Origin of the sequence: Mesorhizobium sp. CA5 (assembly GCF_020165105.1) — a bacterium.
Taxonomy (GTDB): domain Bacteria; phylum Pseudomonadota; class Alphaproteobacteria; order Rhizobiales; family Rhizobiaceae; genus Mesorhizobium.
This window is the reverse complement of record NZ_JAIUHJ010000003.1, coordinates 276,140-295,358: the sequence shown is the minus strand read 5'-3', so window position 1 is coordinate 295,358 and position 19,219 is coordinate 276,140. Positions and strand designations below refer to the sequence as shown.

Sequence of the window (19,219 nt, the reverse complement as noted above, 5' to 3'; positions counted from 1 at the left end):
TTCTTTGTCTCGAAAAGTCCTAGATGACGCAAGACAGGCGGCTGGCGAAATCGCGGCCGCGAAGGGGAAGGGTTTGAGATGGTCACAGTCGTAGACACGATCGCCAACCGGCCGCGCCCGCGGCATCCCGAGAAGGCGCACCGGCCCGACCAGGAGGTGCTGCGCAAGCCCGACTGGATCCGCGTCAAGGCGCCGGTTTCCAAGGGCTATGCCGAAACGCGCGAGATCGTGAAGTCGCACAAGCTGGTGACGGTGTGCGAGGAGGCCGGTTGCCCGAATATCGGCGAATGCTGGGACAAGAAGCACGCCACCTTCATGATCATGGGCGAGATCTGCACGCGTGCCTGCGCCTTCTGCAATGTCGCGACCGGCATCCCGACCGCGCTCGATCCGGATGAGCCGGCGCGCGTGGCGCATGCCGTCAAGCAGATGGGATTGAGCCATGTCGTCATCACCTCCGTCGACCGCGACGATCTTGCCGACGGCGGCGCGCAGCACTTCGCCGACGTTATCCGCGCCATCCGCAAGGCAACGCCTTCGACGACGATCGAGATCCTGACACCCGACTTCCTGCGCAAGGACGGCGCGCTGGAGATCGTCGTTGCCGCCAAGCCCGACGTCTTCAACCACAATCTCGAAACCGTGCCGTCGAATTATCTGACGGTTCGCCCCGGCGCGCGTTATTTCCATTCGATCCGGCTTTTGCAGCGGGTCAAGGAAATCGACCCCTCGATCTTCACCAAATCCGGCATCATGGTCGGCCTCGGCGAGGAGCGGAACGAAGTGCTGCAGTTGATGGACGATCTGCGCTCTGCCAATGTCGACTTCATGACCATCGGCCAGTATCTGCAACCTTCGAAGAAGCACCATCCGGTGATCCGCTTCATCCCGCCGGACGAGTTCAAGTCCTACGAGACCATCGGCAAGACCAAGGGTTTCCTGTTGATGGCGTCGAGCCCGCTGACGCGCTCCTCGCACCATGCCGGCGAGGATTTCGCCAGGCTGCGCGCGGCGCGCGAGGCGCAGCTCGCGAAGGCCAGCTGACCTTCAATGCCGAAATTCGAGGCGACACGCCGCGTCGCGCATTCACCCGACGAGATGTTCGCGCTGGTGGCGGATATCGAGGCTTACCCGCAATTCCTGCCGCTCTGTGAATCGCTCACCGTGCGCTCGCGCAAGGAGCGTGACGGCCGCACTATCCTGGTTGCCGACATGAGCATCGGCTACAAGGCGATCCGCGAGACTTTCACGACCCAAGTGCTGCTAAAGCCCGACGAGAAAGCGATCGACGTCAAATACATAGACGGCCCGTTCAAATATCTCAGCAACATCTGGCGCTTCGACCCCGCGGCCAGCGGCTGCGAGGTGCATTTCTTCATCGACTACGAATTCAAGAGCCGCATACTCGGCGCCGTGATGGGCACGATGTTCGACCGTGCCTTCCGCATGTTCTCGGAAGCCTTCGAGAAACGGGCAAACGTGATTTACGGTCCAAAGCCCGCCTAACGTTCGCTGAGCGCGCGCAAGCCGAGTTGCAGCGCATGCCGCACCGTCTCGTGCCGGATGAATTCGCGGCCCTTGTGGCCGAACAACTGCCGCTCAGCGATAACCGGTTGTCCTGCAAGCGCTATCCCGAACCAGACAAGACCGACCGGCTTGTCGGCCGAGCCGCCGCTGGGGCCGGCAATGCCGGTGACGGCGAGCGACAGGCTCGCTTGCGAATGCGCCAGCGCGCCTGCGGCCATCTCCAGCACCGTCTCGCGCGACACCGCTCCATGCGCGTCGAGCGTGGCGGCGGAGATGCCGAGCATCTCCATCTTTGCTTCGTTGGAATAAGTGACGAAGCCGCGATCGACCACGGCGGAAGACCCGGCGATATCGGTGAGCGCCGCGATGATCAGGCCGCCGGTGCAGCTTTCGGCCGTCGCCAGCATAACACCGCGCTGCTGGCAGGCCTGGAGCAGGGCATTTGCGAGTTCGGCGTTGCTCATGCCGGCACCTCGCCCGGATAGACGACGCTGGCGGTGGCGATCGCGGCGATACCTTCGCCGCGCCCGACGAAGCCGAGCTTCTCGTTGGTTGTCGCCTTGATCGAAATGCGCTCGGGCGCGATGCCGAGCATGGCTGCGAGCGCTTGCGTCATCGCCGCGCGATGCGGCCCGACGCGCGGCGCCTCGCAGATCAGCGTGATGTCGGCATTGGCGATACGGCCGCCGCGCTCGCGCACCAGCTTCGCCGCGTGCTCGACGAATATCTTCGAGGCAGCACCCTTCCATTGCGGATCGGACGGTGGGAAATGCGTGCCGATATCGCCGGCGCCGCAGGTGGCGAGCAACGCATCGGTCAGCGCATGCAGCCCGACATCGGCGTCCGAATGCCCGGAGAGTTTGCGATCATAGGGAATGGAGACGCCGCAGAGCGTTACATGGTCGCCGGGCTCGAACGCGTGCACGTCATAGCCGTTGCCGGTGCGAATATCCGGGAAGCGCTGCTGCGCGCTCGAAAGCCGCTGGTCGGCCAATGCGATGTCCCTTGCCCAGGTGAGTTTGACATTGTCCGGCGATCCGGGAACGATCTTGACCGGTATCTGTGCCCATTCGGCGATCGCCGCGTCGTCGGTGAACTCCGTCTTGCCCAGATGATGCGCCTTCTCATGCGCGGCGAGCAGCGGCCAGAACGGAAAGCCCTGCGGCGTCTGCGCGGCATGAAGGCCGGCTCTCGACACCGTCTCGTCGATCATGCCGGCGGCCGATTCCCGCTTCAGCGTGTCGGCGACAGGCAGCGCCGGCAACGCGCCTTGGCGCTCGCCGATGGCTTCGATGGTGCGGTCGATCAGCCCGGCGTCGACGAAGGGTCGCACGGCGTCATGCACCAGCACTTTTGCCGGTGCCTTGTCCCTCAGCGCCAGGAGGCCGAGCCGCACGGACGCCTGGCGCGAAGGGCCGCCGATAACGGCGACAAGACGATTGCCATGCGCTTCGGCCGCGCGTTGGAAGAGTTCGGCGTCGTCGGCATGGATGGCGACGACCACGGGACCGATCATCGGATGGGAGAGGAAGGTATCCAACGTATGCGCGATGACGGCACGGCCGCCGATGCGCTGATATTGCTTCGGACCGTCCGCCTGTCCGGCGCGCGCGCCACGGCCGGCGGCAACGATCACCACCCCGATCCCGCCGTTCAGGCCTGTCGCTTGCTTTTCACTTGCCTCGCTCATTCCGATCGGTCCTAGTCGGGGTGATGGCCGAAGGCCAGCTTTTTCCAAAATGCGCCTTAATGTGACGTCATTGCGCGTTGCACAATGCCACACTTCTGGCTAGAGAATGTGCAACGATCGAACATGCTTGGTTTTTGTGCATGGCTGAACTGACCACATTGGCATCGCCTCTTGATGTCGGCGGCGTGAAAATCCGTAATCGGGTTTTCCTGGCGCCGATGTCGGGCATCACCGACGAGCCGTTCCGGCAGCGCGCGCACGGGCATGGCGCGGGATTGGTCGTTTCGGAAATGGTGGCGAGCGGCGAACTGGCCAAGGGCAGGGCAGGCTGCGACCTTCGCATCCGTCATTCCGGTCTGCCGGTGCATATGGTGCAGCTTGCCGGCCGCGAGGCCGCGCACATGGCTGAGGGCGCGCGAATCGCGACGGGCGAGGGCGCCGATATCATCGACATCAATATGGGCTGCCCGGCGAAGAAGGTGACCGGCGGCTATGCCGGCTCGGCGCTGATGCGCGACCTCGACCATGCGCTGTCGCTAATCGAGGCGGTGGTCGGCGCCGTTTCGGTGCCGGTGACCGTCAAAATGCGGCTCGGCTGGGACGAAAGCGCGCTCAACGCGCCGATGCTGGCGCGCCGCGCCGAACAGGCCGGCGTCAGCATGGTGACCGTGCATGGCCGCACGCGCTGCCAGTTCTATCAGGGCAAGGCCGACTGGCGCGCCATCGCCCGCGTCAAGCAAGCCGTCTCGATCCCGGTCGTGGCCAATGGCGATGTCGGCTCGCCGGAAGAGGCGGCGACAATCCTCGAACAGTCCGGCGCCGACGCGGTGATGATCGGTCGCGCGCATTACGGCGCGCCGTGGATTGCAGGAAGCATCGCCTCAATTGCCGGTGGTGTATCTGCGCCCGGCATTCCGCACGCGCCGCAGGCGCTCGCCGAATACGTCACCTTGCATTACGAGGACATGCTCTCGCTCTACGGCATAGAAAGCGGGCTGCGTCAGGCGCGCAAGCATCTCGGCTGGTATCTCGACCGTCACGCTGCCGATGTCTCAGCCGAGCAGCGCAAAGCCATTCTCACGTCCTTCAAGCCGGGTGAAGTCGTGGCCGAATTGTGCCGTGTCTTCGCCGATGGCGCGCACCCGGACAGCCTGCGGAGCGCGGCATGAAGGCGGACGTGCCACAGCAGGCCGATATGGCGGATGCCGCCAATATCGTGCTCAACACCATCCGCCGCCCGGTGATCATGGTCGATCCCGACGGCTTCATCACATTCGCCAACGCCGATGCCGAGGACTTCTTCCGCTCCAGCGCGAATATGCTCGCGCGCAACACGCTCTCCAAGCTGGTGCCCTTCGGCAGCCCGTTGCTGACGCTGGTCGACCAAGTGCGCGAACGCCGCGCGCCGGTCAACGAATACCGCGTCGACGTCTCGTCGCCGCGCCTCGGCATCGAAAAGATGGTCGATCTCTATGTCGCGCCGGTGCCGGAATTTCCGGGCTCGGTCGTCGTCATGTTCCAGGAACGGTCGATGGCCGACAAGATCGACCGCCAGATGACGCATCGCGGCGCGGCGCGCTCCGTCACCGGCCTTGCCGCGATGCTGGCGCATGAAATCAAGAACCCGCTCTCCGGCATCCGCGGCGCCGCCCAGTTGCTCGAGCTTTCCGCCTCCGATGAAGATCGCGCGCTGACCCGCCTGATCACCGACGAGACCGACCGCATCGTCTCACTGGTCGACCGCATGGAAGTGTTCTCCGATGAGCGGCCGATCGAACGCTATCCGGTCAACATCCATGTCGTGCTCGACCATGTGAAGGCGATTGCCAAGAACGGTTTTGCAAGACGGATCAAGATCTTGGAGGAATATGATCCATCATTGCCTCCGGTCTTCGCCAACCGCGATCAACTGATCCAGGTCTTCCTCAACCTGGTCAAGAACGCCGCCGAGGCGATCGGCGCCGACCCGCAAGGCGAGATCGCGCTGTCGACGGCCTTCCGCCCAGGCATCCGCGTCTCGGTACCCGGAACGCAGGACCGGGTGTCGTTGCCGCTGGAATTCTGCGTGCATGACAACGGTCCAGGCGTTTCCGAGGACATCCTGCCGATCCTGTTCGATCCGTTCATCACCACCAAGCCGAACGGCTCCGGACTTGGCCTTGCGCTGGTCGCCAAGATCGTCGGCGAGCATGGCGGCATCATCGAATGCGATTCGACGCCGCGCGGGACGACGTTTCGCATCCTGCTTCCAGCCTGGAAGGAGGCCGCACCAAGCGCCGGCGATGAAGCTGAAGGAGACCGCACATGACCGCTCGCGGCAATATTCTCGTCGCCGATGACGATGCGGCCATCCGCACCGTGCTCAACCAGGCGCTGTCACGCGTCGGCCACGAGGTGCGCGTGACCTCCAATGCCTCGACGCTGTGGCGTTGGGTTGCGGCGGGCGAGGGCGATCTCGTCATCACCGACGTGGTGATGCCCGACGAAAACGCCTTCGACATGCTGCCGCGCATCAAGAAGGCGCGGCCCGAGCTGCCGGTCATCGTCATGAGCGCCCAGAACACGTTCATGACCGCCATCCGCGCCTCCGAGACCGGCGCCTACGAATATCTGCCGAAGCCGTTCGACCTGACGGAGCTGCTCAACATCGTCAGCCGGGCGCTGGCCGAGCCGAAGCGGCCGAAGCTCGATGGCCGCGCGGAAGACCAGCCGGAGACGATGCCGCTGGTCGGCCGATCCGCCGCCATGCAGGACATCTACCGCATGCTGGCGCGCATGATGCAGACCGACCTCACGGTCATGATCAGCGGCGAGTCCGGCACCGGCAAGGAGCTGGTGGCGCGCGCGCTGCACGAATATGGCCGCCGTCGCGGCGGCCCGTTCGTGGCCATCAACATGGCGGCGATCCCGCGCGACCTGATCGAATCGGAATTGTTCGGCCACGAGAAGGGCGCCTTCACCGGGGCACAGAACCGCTCCAGCGGCCGGTTCGAACAGGCCGAGGGCGGCACGCTGTTCCTCGACGAGATCGGCGACATGCCGATGGAAGCGCAGACCCGGCTGCTGCGCGTGCTGCAGCAGGGCGAATACACCACTGTCGGCGGCCGCACGCCGATCAAGACCGACGTCCGTATCGTCGCGGCCACAAACAAGGACCTGCGCACGCTCATCAACCAGGGCCTGTTCCGCGAGGACCTGTTCTATCGTCTCAACGTCGTGCCGCTCAGGCTGCCGGCGCTGCGCGAGCGTTCCGAGGACATTCCCGACCTGGTGCGGCATTTCTTCAAGCAGGGCGCCAGCGAGGGCCTGCAGACCAAGCGCATATCCTCCGGCGGCATCGAGCTTATGAAACGCTATCCCTGGCCGGGCAATGTGCGCGAGCTTGAAAACCTGGTGCGCCGGCTGGCCGCCCTCTACTCGCAGGACGAGATTTCATCGGAAATCATAGAATCGGAGCTGAAAACCGGCGAAAGGCCGGTCGTGCCGGACGGCGGCGCGCTCATCCCCGACGATCTGTCGATCGGCCAGGCTGTCGAGCATTTCCTGCAGCGCTACTTCGCCTCCTTCGCCGGCGAATTGCCGCCGGCCGGGCTCTACCAGCGCATTCTTGCCGAGGTCGAGTATCCGCTGGTGCTGGCTTCGATGACGGCGACGCGCGGCAACCAGATCAAGGCGGCGGAGCTTTTGGGGCTCAACCGCAACACGCTGCGCAAGAAGATCCGCGAGCTCGGCGTCAACGTCTACAAATCAGCCAGGCAGCCGTAACGTCACCTCGTCCCGTCGGTGAATTTTGTCTGGGAAAGATTATCTTCCCGGCCACACTTGTTGCATAATCGCCACAATGCGTTGCATACATCCGACGCGATGACCGACTCTGTACCGCGACATGGCAGCTGAGGCTCCGACCCTGACCCAACCGCTTTTCAACCAGACCGGCACGCGTGACGGGCGACGGTTGCTGGCGTTGCCCGGCGTGGTCGCCATTGCCGGCGCGGTGATCACGGCGGCCATATCGTTTGCGATCCTGGTCGGCGCAACGCCGATCGCGCCGACCGCTGACGCGACCTGGGCCCTGATCGCGGCCAATGCCGTCTTTGTCCTGTTCCTGATCGCCTTGATCGCCCGCGAGGTGCGTCGCATCGTCCTGGCGCGGCGTCACGGCAGGGCTGCCTCGCGGCTGCATGTGCGCATCGTCGCCATGTTCGCGCTGGTTGCCGCCATCCCGGCCATCATGGTGGCGATCGTCGCCTCGATCACGCTCGACATCGGCCTGGACCGCTGGTTCGAAATCCGCACCAAGACGATCGTCAACTCGTCGCTGTCGATTGCCGACGCTTATGTGCAGGAGAATGCGCGCAACCTCCAGGGCACAACACTGTCCATGGCATACGATCTCGATGCCTCGCGCACGCTTTACGGTCTCGACAAGGGCGGTTTCCTCGATCTGCTGAACAAGGAAGCCATAGGCCGCGGACTGGCGCATGCGGCCCTGATCAAGCCTGACGGCTCGTTCGTCATGAATGCCAAGACCGATGCCGATTTTCCGATGCCGGAGCCGCCCGCGGGTGCTGTCGAGACCGCGGCCGGCGGCAAGCCGGTGCTGATCGAGCCGCGCACCCGCAACATCATGGGTGCCATCACTAAACTGCGCGAGATCGAAGGGCTTTACCTCTACACGATCCGGCTGGTCGATCCCGACGTGATCAAGGCGCGCCAGATCGTCAGGGGCAACACCGACGAATACCGCAACCTGGAAGACAACCGCCGGACCTCGCAGGTCGCCTTCGCGTTGCCTTATCTGTCGCTCACGCTGATCATCACACTTTCGGCGATCTGGACCGGCATCGCGGTCGCCGACCGGATCGTGCGGCCGATCCGCCAGCTGATCGGCGCCGCCGACGAGGTGGCGACCGGCAATCTCGACGTTGCCGTTCCAGTGCGCCAGTCCGATGGCGACGTCGCCTCGCTCGGCGAGACCTTCAACAACATGATCCTGGAGCTCAAGTCGCAACGCAACGAGCTGCTCTCGGCCAAGGATCTGATCGACGAGCGCCGGCGTTTCTCCGAGGCGGTGCTTGCCGGCGTCACTGCCGGCGTCATCGGCGTCGACCCCTACGGCATCATCACCATCGTCAATCGCTCGGCCGAGACCATGCTGACGATTTCGGCGAATGCGACGCTCGGCCAGAACCTTTCGACAGTCCTGCCGCTTGTCGGTCGCGTGTTCGAGATCGGGCGGCAGTCCGGCAAGCCGGTCTATCGCGAGCAGGTGACCTTCTTCCGCACCGGTCTGGAGCGCACCTTCAATGTCCAGGTCACAGTCGAATCCGGCGACGACGGCGAGGAAGAGAAATCCTATGTGGTGACGGTCGACGACATCACCGATCTCGTCCAGGCGCAGCGTTCGTCGGCCTGGGCCGATGTGGCGCGGCGCATCGCGCATGAGATCAAAAACCCGCTGACGCCGATCCAGCTTTCGGCCGAGCGCATCAGGCGCCGCTACGGCAAGGTCATCACCGAGGACCGCGAGGTCTTCGACCAGTGCACCGACACCATCATCCGCCAGGTCGAGGACATCGGCCGCATGGTCGATGAATTCTCGGCCTTCGCCCGCATGCCGAAGCCGGAGATGAAGGCGATCGACCTTCGTGAGTCGTTGCGCGAGGCGTCCTTCCTGGTCGAGGTCAGCCGCTCGGACATTGCCTTCCAGCGCGACTTCGGCAGCGAGCCGTTGAAAGGCACTTTCGACAGCCGCCTGATGGCTCAGGCCTTCGGCAACGTCATCAAGAACGCGGCCGAGGCGATCGACGGACTTGATGCGCAGGACCGTTCGGGCGGCACAATCCGGATTCAGGCTGGACGGCAAGATGGCGCCATACGAATCGACGTTATCGATAACGGCAAGGGGCTGCCGCGCGAGAATCGTCAAAGGCTTCTCGAGCCCTATATGACGACGCGCGAGAAGGGCACCGGGCTTGGCCTCGCTATCGTCAAAAAGATCGTGGAGGACCATGGCGGCCGTCTCGAATTGCACGACGCGCCAGCGGATTTTCATGGCGGCCGGGGCGCGATGATCTCGATCATCCTGCCCCCGGCCACGATCGTAGCCGCGCCGCCACGCGGTGAAGGTCGAAGCGAACACGAACGAGAAACTGAAAAGGTCGGTAATGGCGTCTGACATTCTCATCGTCGATGACGAGGAAGACATCCGCGAACTTGTCGCCGGTATATTGAGCGACGAGGGTCACGAAACCCGCACGGCCCATGATGCCGACAGCGCGCTTGCGGCGATTGCCGATCGCGCGCCGCGGCTGATTTTCCTCGATATCTGGCTGCAGGGCTCGCGCCTCGATGGCCTGGCGCTGCTCGACGAGATCAAGACCATGCATCCGAACATGCCGGTGGTCATGATCTCCGGCCACGGCAACATCGAAACGGCGGTGTCGGCCATCCGGCGCGGCGCGTATGATTTCATCGAGAAGCCGTTCAAGGCCGATCGCCTCATCCTGATCGCCGAGCGCGCCCTGGAAACGTCCAAGCTGCGGCGCGAGGTCTCCGACCTCAAGCAGCGCAGCGGCGAGACTTTCGACCTGATCGGCATGTCGTCGGCGATGAGCCAGCTGCGGCAGACCATCGAGCGCGTCGCGCCGACCAACAGCCGCGTCATGATCATCGGCCCCTCCGGCTCAGGCAAGGAGCTGACGGCGCGCGCCATCCACACGCTGTCGTCTCGCAAGTCCGGTCCGTTCGTCACGCTGAGCGCGGCCACCATCACGCCCGAGCGCATGGAGATCGAGCTGTTCGGTACCGAATCGAACGGCACCGAGCGCAAGGTCGGCGCGCTGGAGGAGGCGCATCGCGGCATCCTCTACATCGACGAAGTCGCCGATATGCCGCGCGAAACGCAAAACAAGATCCTGCGCGTGCTGGTCGAGCAGCAATTCGAGCGGGTAGGCGGCACCAAGCGCGTCAAGGTCGATGTCCGCATCATTTCCTCGACCTCGCAGAACCTCGAAGCGATGATCGCCGACGGCCGCTTCCGCGAGGATCTTTACCATCGCCTGGCGGTGGTTCCGGTCATAGTGCCGGGGCTCGCTGAGCGGCGCGAGGACATTCCCTACCTCGTCGACAACTTCATGAAGCAGATCGCGCGCCAGGCCGGCATAAGGCCGCGCCGCATCGGCGACGACGCGCTGGCCGTGCTGCAGGCGCACAACTGGCCGGGCAATGTTCGCCAATTGCGCAACAATGTCGAGCGGCTGATGATCCTGGCGCGCGGCGAAGACGCCGATGCGCCGATCACCGCCGACCTTCTGCCGTCCGAGATCGGCGACGTCATGCCGCGCACGCCCAACCAGTCGGACCAGCACATCATGGCGCTGCCGCTGCGCGAGGCCCGGGAGCAATTCGAGAAGGATTATCTGATCGCCCAGATCAACCGCTTCGGCGGCAATATCTCGAAGACCGCCGAGTTCATCGGCATGGAACGATCGGCACTCCACCGCAAGCTGAAGTCGCTGGGTGTGTAGCGAGCCCTTGGCCCACGCGATTGTTCGTTACGGCAGGGGCGGAATCGCCTAAGAAAGCCGGACATTTTCCCTGAGGATGCCCATGCCGCGCATTGCCTATGTCAACGGGCGCTATGTCGTCCATGCTCAAGCCAGCGTCCATATCGAGGATCGCGGCTACCAGTTCGCGGACGGCGTCTATGAGGTTTGCGAGGTGGCGCGCGGCCATATCGTCGACATGCCGCGCCACCTTGCCAGGCTCAAGCGCTCGCTGAAGGAACTGTCGATCGCCTGGCCAGTCTCGGAAAGCGTCTTGCCGATGCTGCTGCGCGAGGTGGTCAATCGCAACGGCGTGGTCGACGGCCTTGTCTATGTGCAGGTGACGCGCGGCGTCGCCAGCCGCGAGTTCGTGTTTCCGCCCGCGGGCACAAGGCCTTCCCTGGTCATAACCGCCAGGAAAGCCGATCCGGCCGCGAGCGCGAAGCGGGTGGAGACCGGCATCAAGGTCATCACCGTCCCGGAGAATCGCTGGGACCGCGTCGACATCAAGAGCACCGGCCTCTTGCCTAATGTGCTCGCCAAGCAGAAGGCCAAGGAAGCCGGCGCGCAGGAAGCGTGGTTCGTCGACACCGACGGCAACGTCAAGGAAGGCGGCTCGTCCAACGCCTGGATCGTCACCCGGGACGGCGTCCTCGTGACCCGGCCGGCCGAGCACGGCATCCTGCGCGGCATCACCCGCACGACGCTTTTCGATGTCGCCGCCAAGCTTGGCCTCAAGATCGAGGAACGCGGTTTTTCGGTCGCCGAAGCCAAGGCCGCAAGGGAAGCATTCATCAGTTCGGCGACCACAATCGCCATGCCGGTGGTCGAAATCGACGGGGCGCCGATCGCAAATGGCCATCCCGGTTCGATGACACTTTCGTTGCGGCAGGCCTTTTTTCACGTTGCGGAAAAAAGTCCAGCCTGATAACCGCACAACTGGAAGTAACCTCAACTATCTCATTCTGCTTGCCATTGTGTCGGCAAGAGGGGGTTTGCGCGCTTGACAGGTGCCTCGTAATTTGGCGCATTGGCGCGTAAACCGAAGGGGATCGGCGAAAGACAAGAAAAATGGCGGAACGATCGCAAAACCTTCAGGACCTGTTCCTGAATTCAGTTCGCAAGAGCAAAAATCCACTTACCATCTTCCTCATCAACGGCGTGAAGCTGACCGGGGTCGTCACTTCGTTCGACAATTTTTGTGTGTTGTTGCGGCGCGACGGGCACTCCCAGCTCGTCTACAAGCACGCTATTTCCACGATCATGCCGAGCCAGCCGGTTCAGATGTTCGATGGCGAGGAAAGCCAGGGCGCCTGATTGGCACGTGATAAGGACGCGGACCGCAGCGTTCGCGGAAAACAAGGACATCAACTCGGGCCGGAATCCAAGGATCCGACCCGCACAGTTGTCATTGTGCCGGTGCTTACCCGGCAGCCCCGCGGCGACGACGAGTCGAGCCGTCCGCGCCTGAGCCGTTCGGCGGATGCACGCCACGACGAAGCGGTCGGGCTTGCCAGCGCCATCGATCTCAACCCGGTTCACACCGCGGTGGTGACGGTTGCCGATCCGCGGCCGGGCACGCTGCTCGGCAGCGGCAAGGTTGCTGAATTTGCTGAAATCGTGAAGGAGCGCAAGGCGGAGCTGGTCATCGTCGACCATCCGCTGACGCCGGTGCAGCAGCGCAATCTCGAAAAGGAACTGAACGCCAAGGTGCTCGATCGCACCGGGCTCATCCTCGAGATCTTCGGCGAGCGGGCGCGCACCAAGGAAGGCACGCTGCAGGTCGAGCTTGCGCATCTTAACTACCAGAAGGGTCGTCTGGTGCGAAGCTGGACCCACCTCGAGCGGCAGCGCGGCGGCGCTGGCTTCCTCGGCGGTCCGGGCGAAACCCAGATCGAATCCGACAGGCGCATCCTGCAGGACAAGATCACCAAGCTGAAGCACGAGCTGGAGACGGTTCGGCGCACGCGCGACCTGCACCGCGCCAAGCGCAAGAAGGTGCCGTTCCCGGTAGTGGCGATCGTCGGCTACACCAATGCCGGCAAGTCGACGCTGTTCAACCGGCTGACCGGAGCAGGGGTGCTGGCCGAGGACATGCTGTTCGCAACGCTCGATCCGACGCTGCGGCGCGTGCGGCTACCGCACGGCACGCCGGTTATCCTGTCGGACACGGTGGGTTTTATTTCCGACCTGCCGACGCATCTGGTGGCGGCCTTCCGGGCAACGCTGGAAGAAGTCGTCGAGGCGGATCTGGTGCTGCATCTGCGCGACATCTCCGATCCGGACACCGCCGCCCAGGCCGAGGACGTCGAACGCATCCTCGGCGATCTCGGCGTCGACGCTGCCGATGCGAACCGCGTGATCGAGGTCTGGAACAAGGTCGACCTGCTCGACGAAGGCAATCGCGAGCGACTGCTTGCCGAGAGCGCCAGCGGCAAGGCGCCGCCGATCTCTATATCGGCCGTCACCGGCGAAGGAATCGACGCGCTGAAAGCGCTCATCGAGACGCGCGTGTCGGGCGAGCTGGAAAGGATGACGGTGACGTTGAGCCCCGCCCAGCTTGGCCAGGTCGACTGGCTCTACCGCAACGGCGACGTCATTTCGCGCACCGACAATGAAGACGGCAGCGTCACGCTCTCGCTGACAGCCACGCACAGCGCCAGGCAAGAGATAGAGAACCGCCTGCATCGCAGGAGCGGCAGCTAACCGGCTGTTTATTTGGTGCTTTTGGCCTGCTGCCAGAGCGCTTCCATGTCGTCGAGCGTTGCCTTCTCCAGCGACTTGCCCGAGGCCTCCAGAGCCTGCTCGACATAATGGAAGCGCGAACGGAACTTTTCGTTGGTACCGCTGAGCGCGGCTTCGGAATCGAGCTTGAGGTGGCGGCCGAGATTGACGATAGCAAACAGCATGTCGCCGAACTCGTCCTTGATGGGAGCCGCGTCACCGGTGGCGAGCGCCTCGCGCAATTCCCCGATCTCTTCCTCTATCTTGTCGAGGATGGGAGCTGCCTCGCTCCAGTCGAAGCCGACGCGTGCCGCCTTTTCCTGCAGTTTCAGGGCACGCGTCAGGGCAGGGAGCGCGACCGGCACGCTGTCGAGATAGCCCCTGCCGTGATCCTCCGGGTCGAGACCACGGGCGATGCGGGCATCGCGCTTCTCGGTTTTTTCAACCGCCTTGATCTTCTCCCACATGCCCTTGGCCATGCCAGCGCTGCGCGCCTTCTCGTCGCCGAAGACGTGCGGATGGCGGCGGATCATCTTGGTGGTGATGGCCTCGACGACATCGCCGAAAGCGAACTCGCCGATCTCCTCAGCCATCTGCGCGTGATAGACGACCTGCAGCAGCAGGTCGCCCAGTTCCTCGCGCAGATCGTCGAGATCGCCGCGCGCGATCGCATCGGCCACTTCATAGGCTTCCTCGATCGTGTAGGGCGCGATGGTAGCGAAATTCTGCTCGATATCCCAAGGGCAGCCGGTCTTCGGCGCCCGCAGCGCCGCCATGATCTCGATCAGCCGGGAAATGTCCTTGGAGGGCTTCATGATTTGAGCCTATCCCGCGGCCAGCGTCCGACCAATCCTGGCCGGACACCGAAACGAGTTGTCCACAGCCTCAGTCGAGCACCGAGACGATCGCCTTGGCGAGATCGTCCATGCCGTCCTCCGGCAGGCCGGCCACGTTGATGCGGCTGTCGCCGACCATATAGACGGCGTGCTCGGCACGCAGGCGTTCGACCTGCGCCTCGGTCAACCCAAGCCTCGAAAACATGCCACGATGGCTGGCGACGAAATCGAAGCGGTCGGAATTGGACTGCCGGCGCAACGCCTCGGCAAAAGCGACGCGCAGCCTGAGCATGCGCAGCCGCATCTCCTCGAGCTCCGTCTCCCAGTCCTTCCTCAGGGCGGCGTCTTCGAGCACCATGCGCACCGCCGCCGCGCCGTGATCCGGCGGCATCGAATAAAGCGCGCGCGCGGCCGCCAGCATCTGGCTCATCGCCACGTCGGCCTGGGCGCCATCCTTGGCCATGATCATCGCCGCGCCCACGCGGTCGCGATATACGGCAAAATTCTTCGAGCAGCTCGAGGCGACGACCATTTCCGGCACCTTGCCGGCAAGCAGCCGCAGGCCGGCGGCGTCGGCATCGAGGCCTTCGCCAAAACCCTGATAGGCAATGTCGACGAAAGGCAGCAAGCCGCGATCCAGCAGCACGTCGGCGACCTTGGCCCACTGCGCGATATCGAGATTGGCGCCGGTCGGGTTGTGACAGCAGCCATGCAGGAGCACGACATCGCCGCTGTTGGCAACTTTCAGCGCCGCCAGCATCTCGTCGAAGCGGACAGCGCCCGATGCGGCATCGAAATAGGGATAGTCGCGAACCTGCAGACCAGCGGCGCGCATCACCGGCAGATGGTTCGGCCAGGTCGGATCGGACAGCCAAACCGTCGCGCCGGGGCGCGTGCGCTGCACAAGCTCGGCCACCAGCCTGAGCGCGCCCGATCCGCCCGGCGCCTGTGCCGCGCGGATACGCGAATGGTCGGCCTTCTCGCCAAAGGCGAGCTTGATCATGGCGGCGTTGAAGCCGGTGTCGCCGGCAAGGCCGAGATATGTTTTGGTGTCCTGGCTCGCCAGCAGCCGCTTCTCGGCCTCGCCCACGGCGCGCATCACCGGCGTCTTGCCGTCGATGTCCTTGTAGACGCCGACGCCGAGGTCGACTTTGCCGGGCCGTGGATCGTTGCGATAGAGGCCGATCAGGGCAAGGATTTTGTCGGCCGGCGCGGGCTGCAGGGTCTCGAACATCGAAAAGGACTCCAATGGCGGCGGAGTGATACGCAAATCGATCCCGTCGCGCCAGCGGTTTCCGCTGTGGCGGCGACACGAAAAGGAATGCCGGGCAGGGGATTAAAACCCCTACATGCTCCGTAAACAGGGCATGAAACGGTCAATGGCACGCTTCGATATCGTCGGGCAGTTGGGTTCGCTGCGGCGCTATGCGCGCTCGCTGACGCGCGACAGCACTGAGGCCGAGGATCTCGTCCATGACGCGCTGGTGCGCGCCTATGAGCGGCGCGCGACCTTTCGGTCAAGCGGCAATCTGCGCGCCTGGCTGCTGGCGATCGTGCACAACATCTTCATCGACCGCATGCGCTCGCGCCGCTCCGAGGCGGCGCGCATCGAACAGGCCGGCCTTGTCGCCGACCAGAGCGTGCCGGCCTCGCAGGACCATTCGGTGCGCCTGTCGCAGGTCCGGGAAGCGTTTCTTTCGCTGCCGGAGGAACAGCGCTCTGCGCTCCATCTCGTCGCCATCGAAGGGCTTTCCTATCAGGAGGCCGCCGAAGTCATCGGCGTGCCGCTCGGAACGCTGATGTCGCGCATCGGCCGCGCGCGTGCCGCGCTGCGCGAGATGGATGAGGACGCGGCGCCGAAAACCAGGCCTCATCTCAGGATCGTGGGAGACGATCAATGACCGCTATTGTCGACCCCGTAGCCGATGCCGATCTCGATGCCTATGTCGACGACCAGCTGGATGTCGCGCGCCGCATCGAGGTCGAGGCGCACCTCGCCGCGCGTCCGGAAGTGGCGGCGCGCGTGATGTCGGATCTGAGGACACGCGACGAACTGCGTGTCGCACTTGCCGGGCCGGTCGGCAGGGCGCGTCCGGCCACGACCGAAGCGGCGCGCCGGCTGGAAAGAGGCCTTGCCAGGGGACGCATCCTTGCCGTGCTGCAGCGGGCGGCGGCCGCAGCCATTCTGGTCGCGGCAGGCTGGCTGGCCAACGGTATTTTCGGGCCGATCGCCGTCACCAAGGTGGTCGCTTCGACGCAGCCGCCGGCCTATGTCGAGGATGCGGTCCGGGCGCACCGGACGACACTGGTGCGCGAGACGATGCCGTCGCAGCGGGAAGCGCCGGGCTACAATGCCGACGAGATCCGCGCCGCCACGGCAATCGTCATGCCGTCGCTGCCCGACGACTGGAAGGTCCGCGACGTCCAGGTCTATCCCTCGCAATTCGGGCCGAGCGTCGAGGTAGCGGTCGAGACCAAGGACCTCGGTCTTGTCTCGTTGTTCGCCATCAGGCCGGGCAGGTTCGATGTGGTGAAGCCGACGATCGCGCCCTCCGACGACATCTCAACAGCGTATTTCCAGATCGGCGAGGTCGCCTATGCGGTGGTGGGACGCGGCGACGCCGGCAGCCTCGACCGTGCCGCCGAGAAACTCGCCAGAACTCTCTACTGAAAACAAACCCTCTACCGAGAACCAAGGAGAAACCGAATGAACAGCCCCAATCTGGGATACCGAATGGGCACCGGCGTCCAGGCCGGAGCCGTCTATGACGAGGGCCTGCGCAAGCACATGCTGCGCGTCTACAATTATATGGGCCTCGGTCTCGTCGTTACCGGCCTCGTCGCCTTCTTCGTGGCCTCGACGCCGGCGCTTTATGTACCGATCTTCTCCAGCCCGCTGAAATGGGTGGTGATGCTGGCGCCGCTCGCCTTCGTCATGCTGTTCTCGTTCAGGATGCAGACCATGTCGGCCGCGAGCGCGCAGGCAATGTTCTGGGCCTTCTGCGCCGTCATGGGCCTGTCGCTCGCCTCGGTGTTCCTGGTCTTCACCTCGACCAGCATCGCCCGCACCTTCTTCATCGCCGCCACGATGTTCGGCGCCACCAGCCTCTACGGCTACACGACCAGGCGCGACCTGACGCAGTTCTCGTCCTTCCTGATCATGGGCCTGATCGGCGTGGTCATCGCCAGCCTGGTCAACCTGTTCCTCGGCTCGACCGCGCTGCAGTTCGCCATCTCGGTGATCGGCATCGCCGTCTTCATCGGCCTGACCGCCTGGGACACGCAGACGATCAAGGAGCAATATGCCGAGAACTTCGATGCGGAATCGCAGCAGAAGCTTGCCGTCTTCGGCGCCTTCTCGCTCTATCTGAACTTCATCAACATCTTCCAGCTGCTGCTGAATTTCACCGGCGAGCGCGAATAGGCCGGACCGCAGCAGGCAACACTGCCGACCTCGGCATGGCCGGAGGGAAACCTCCGGCCACTTTTTTGTCGACTGCGCACCAAGCGTTGACGACCAAGGGGCGATCTGCCTGCCGCGCTTGAGTTCACGCGCGGCCTTTTGCTAGCCTGCCGGCCAAACCTGCCAGCCGCGAGGACGCAATGGACCAGCTGACGCTTCACGCTGACGGCATTTCGGCGACCATCGTCGGGCAGGGGGCCGAACTGGTCTCGCTGCGCGATGGCGAAGGCACCGAGCTTCTGTGGCAGGCAGGCTCCGCCTGGCGTCGTCATTCGCCTGTGCTGTTCCCAATCGTCGGCCGGCTCAAAGGCGATCAGCTGCGGCATCGCGGCCAGAGCTATCCGATGACGCAGCACGGCTTCGCCCGCGACCGGCGCTTTGCCTGGGCGGAGCAGGGGCCGGCCTCCTGCACATTGGTCCTGACGGACGAAGCCGAGACGCGAACGCACTATCCCTTCGCCTTTCGTCTCGCCATCAGCTACGAGCTGAAACCACGGCAACTCGGCGTGACCTTCGAGATCGCCAATACCGGCGACGAGCCTCTGCCGGCCTCGATCGGCGCGCATCCGGCGTTCAACTGGCCTCTGCTCCCGGAACTGCCGAAGGAAGCCTATCGGCTGACCTTCGCCGAAAATGAGCCGGCGCCGATCCGCCGCCTCAAGGACGGCCTGTTGTTGCCGGCGCCGCAGCCGACGCCCATCGAGGGCAGGGCGCTGCCGCTATCCGAAAGACTGTTCGACGACGATGCCGTCATCCTCCACAAGCCGGTGAGCAAGAGCGTGCGCTACGCCGCCGGCCGCGGGCCGGCGATCGAGATGTCGTGGCAGGGAATGAACGCGCTGGGCATCTGGTCCAAGCCTGGCGGCGCGCCCTTCCTGTGCATCGAGCCCTGGCACGGCATCGCCAGCCCCATCGATTTCGATGGCGAGTTCGGCGACAAGCCGGGCGTGATGCTGATCGAGCCGGCCGGCCGGCGCGTGCTGAGTTACCGGATCGGCCTCAGCCGGGTACCGTAGGGCATGGCATACGCCATCAAGACTGATATCAAGGATCCCGCGGCGGAGAGGTTCGTGTTCGCCGCCCAGAAAACCATGTATGGCGGCAAGCGCATCGCCGAGGGCGACGTCATCTTCCTGTTCGCCAGCGAGAACGAAGGCGGGCAGGGGCTTGTCGCGCGCGGCATCGTGACGTCCTCCGAGGCCACCCCGAGACGCCCCGATCTCGAACGGCAGACGCCGCGCCTCAACGTTGCCGTCCGCCGCACCGCCTTGGCGACGAGACATTTGGGTCGCAATGAGCTCAAGCGCTTCAAGGATTGGAAGGACGGCCGGCCCGAGACCGAGCTCAACTTCAAATTCTACCGCCAGGCGACCAACAAGATCGTCGGCATCTCGGACGTGACGGCGGCGTTTCTGAACAGCTTTTTCTAGAC

The 19,219-nt window shown here is 64.2% G+C and carries 19 protein-coding genes; 15 read left to right on the top strand and 4 right to left on the bottom strand.

Annotation, left to right across the window (positions count from 1 at the left end; genetic code table 11):
* Window positions 1-78: 78 nt before the first annotated feature.
* Window positions 79-1,044 carry a lipoyl synthase gene (gene lipA / locus LB529_RS06285; protein WP_140843404.1) on the top strand — a complete coding sequence of 322 codons (966 nt, stop codon included), beginning with the start codon at window positions 79-81 and terminating at the stop codon, window positions 1,042-1,044.
* Between the two features lie 6 nt (window positions 1,045-1,050).
* Window positions 1,051-1,506: a type II toxin-antitoxin system RatA family toxin gene (locus LB529_RS06280; RefSeq protein WP_140843402.1), complete on the top strand. Its 456-nt coding sequence runs from the start codon at window positions 1,051-1,053 to the stop codon at window positions 1,504-1,506.
* Here LB529_RS06280 and LB529_RS06275 read toward each other — a convergent pair.
* A complete protein-coding gene (locus tag LB529_RS06275; RefSeq protein WP_224710562.1) occupies window positions 1,503-1,991 on the bottom strand; it encodes a CinA family protein in 489 nt (162 codons plus the stop codon). The two genes, LB529_RS06280 and LB529_RS06275, sit on opposite strands and share 4 nt — an antisense overlap.
* Window positions 1,988-3,217: a bifunctional 2-C-methyl-D-erythritol 4-phosphate cytidylyltransferase/2-C-methyl-D-erythritol 2,4-cyclodiphosphate synthase gene (locus tag LB529_RS06270; RefSeq protein WP_224710561.1), complete on the bottom strand. Its 1,230-nt coding sequence runs from the start codon at window positions 3,215-3,217 to the stop codon at window positions 1,988-1,990. Before LB529_RS06270 ends, LB529_RS06275 begins: the two co-directional genes overlap by 4 nt.
* A 140-nt stretch (window positions 3,218-3,357) precedes the next feature.
* Between LB529_RS06270 and dusB the strand changes: the two genes are divergently transcribed.
* The 8 genes from dusB (at window position 3,358) to hflX (ending at window position 13,470) form a co-directional block, all read left to right on the top strand.
* Window positions 3,358-4,386: a tRNA dihydrouridine synthase DusB gene (gene dusB, locus LB529_RS06265; RefSeq protein ID WP_224710560.1), complete on the top strand. Its 1,029-nt coding sequence runs from the start codon at window positions 3,358-3,360 to the stop codon at window positions 4,384-4,386.
* Window positions 4,383-5,525 (top strand): two-component system sensor histidine kinase NtrB, encoded by a 1,143-nt coding sequence (locus LB529_RS06260; RefSeq protein ID WP_140843396.1) that lies wholly within the window; start codon window positions 4,383-4,385, stop codon window positions 5,523-5,525. Before dusB ends, LB529_RS06260 begins: the two co-directional genes overlap by 4 nt.
* Window positions 5,522-6,982: a nitrogen regulation protein NR(I) gene (gene ntrC / locus LB529_RS06255; protein ID WP_095765457.1), complete on the top strand. Its 1,461-nt coding sequence runs from the start codon at window positions 5,522-5,524 to the stop codon at window positions 6,980-6,982. The genes LB529_RS06260 and ntrC overlap by 4 nt, the downstream gene beginning before the upstream one ends.
* Window positions 6,983-7,103: 121 nt before the next feature.
* Complete coding sequence (locus LB529_RS06250; protein WP_224710559.1) at window positions 7,104-9,395, top strand: sensor histidine kinase NtrY-like; 2,292 nt, start codon at window positions 7,104-7,106, stop codon at window positions 9,393-9,395.
* Window positions 9,385-10,746, top strand: coding sequence for a sigma-54-dependent transcriptional regulator (locus LB529_RS06245; protein WP_095765455.1), 1,362 nt, complete (start codon window positions 9,385-9,387; stop codon window positions 10,744-10,746). Before LB529_RS06250 ends, LB529_RS06245 begins: the two co-directional genes overlap by 11 nt.
* Before the next feature lie 82 nt (window positions 10,747-10,828).
* Window positions 10,829-11,692 (top strand): D-amino-acid transaminase, encoded by an 864-nt coding sequence (locus tag LB529_RS06240; RefSeq protein WP_140843390.1) that lies wholly within the window; start codon window positions 10,829-10,831, stop codon window positions 11,690-11,692.
* Window positions 11,693-11,835: 143 nt separating this feature from the next.
* Entirely contained in the window at window positions 11,836-12,081 is a 246-nt protein-coding gene (hfq, locus tag LB529_RS06235) for an RNA chaperone Hfq (RefSeq protein WP_006202172.1), read from the top strand.
* The gene (gene hflX / locus LB529_RS06230; RefSeq protein ID WP_224710558.1) at window positions 12,082-13,470 is read left to right on the top strand and encodes a GTPase HflX; all 1,389 of its coding nucleotides are present in this window, start codon (window positions 12,082-12,084) and stop codon (window positions 13,468-13,470) included.
* Window positions 13,471-13,478: 8 nt separating this feature from the next.
* Here hflX and mazG read toward each other — a convergent pair whose 3' ends face one another.
* Both mazG and LB529_RS06220 read right to left on the bottom strand, forming a co-directional pair.
* A complete protein-coding gene (mazG, locus tag LB529_RS06225) occupies window positions 13,479-14,303 on the bottom strand; it encodes a nucleoside triphosphate pyrophosphohydrolase (RefSeq protein WP_224710557.1) in 825 nt (274 codons plus the stop codon).
* A 70-nt stretch (window positions 14,304-14,373) separates the two neighbouring features.
* Window positions 14,374-15,558 carry an aromatic amino acid transaminase gene (locus LB529_RS06220; protein WP_224634138.1) on the bottom strand — a complete coding sequence of 395 codons (1,185 nt, stop codon included), beginning with the start codon at window positions 15,556-15,558 and terminating at the stop codon, window positions 14,374-14,376.
* 133 nt (window positions 15,559-15,691) lie between these two features.
* Between LB529_RS06220 and LB529_RS06215 the strand changes: the two genes are divergently transcribed.
* From LB529_RS06215 to LB529_RS06195, 5 genes are all read left to right on the top strand, one after another.
* Window positions 15,692-16,225 (top strand): sigma-70 family RNA polymerase sigma factor, encoded by a 534-nt coding sequence (locus LB529_RS06215; protein WP_411962444.1) that lies wholly within the window; start codon window positions 15,692-15,694, stop codon window positions 16,223-16,225.
* Window positions 16,222-16,995: an anti-sigma factor family protein gene (locus LB529_RS06210; RefSeq protein ID WP_224710555.1), complete on the top strand. Its 774-nt coding sequence runs from the start codon at window positions 16,222-16,224 to the stop codon at window positions 16,993-16,995. The genes LB529_RS06215 and LB529_RS06210 overlap by 4 nt, the downstream gene beginning before the upstream one ends.
* Before the next feature lie 36 nt (window positions 16,996-17,031).
* The gene (locus LB529_RS06205; protein ID WP_095765448.1) at window positions 17,032-17,748 is read left to right on the top strand and encodes a Bax inhibitor-1/YccA family protein; all 717 of its coding nucleotides are present in this window, start codon (window positions 17,032-17,034) and stop codon (window positions 17,746-17,748) included.
* Window positions 17,749-17,927: 179 nt separating this feature from the next.
* A complete protein-coding gene (locus tag LB529_RS06200; RefSeq protein ID WP_224710554.1) occupies window positions 17,928-18,803 on the top strand; it encodes an aldose 1-epimerase family protein in 876 nt (291 codons plus the stop codon).
* A gap of 3 nt (window positions 18,804-18,806) precedes the next feature.
* Complete coding sequence (locus LB529_RS06195) at window positions 18,807-19,217, top strand: hypothetical protein (protein ID WP_224710553.1); 411 nt, start codon at window positions 18,807-18,809, stop codon at window positions 19,215-19,217.
* Window positions 19,218-19,219: the final 2 nt, after the last annotated feature.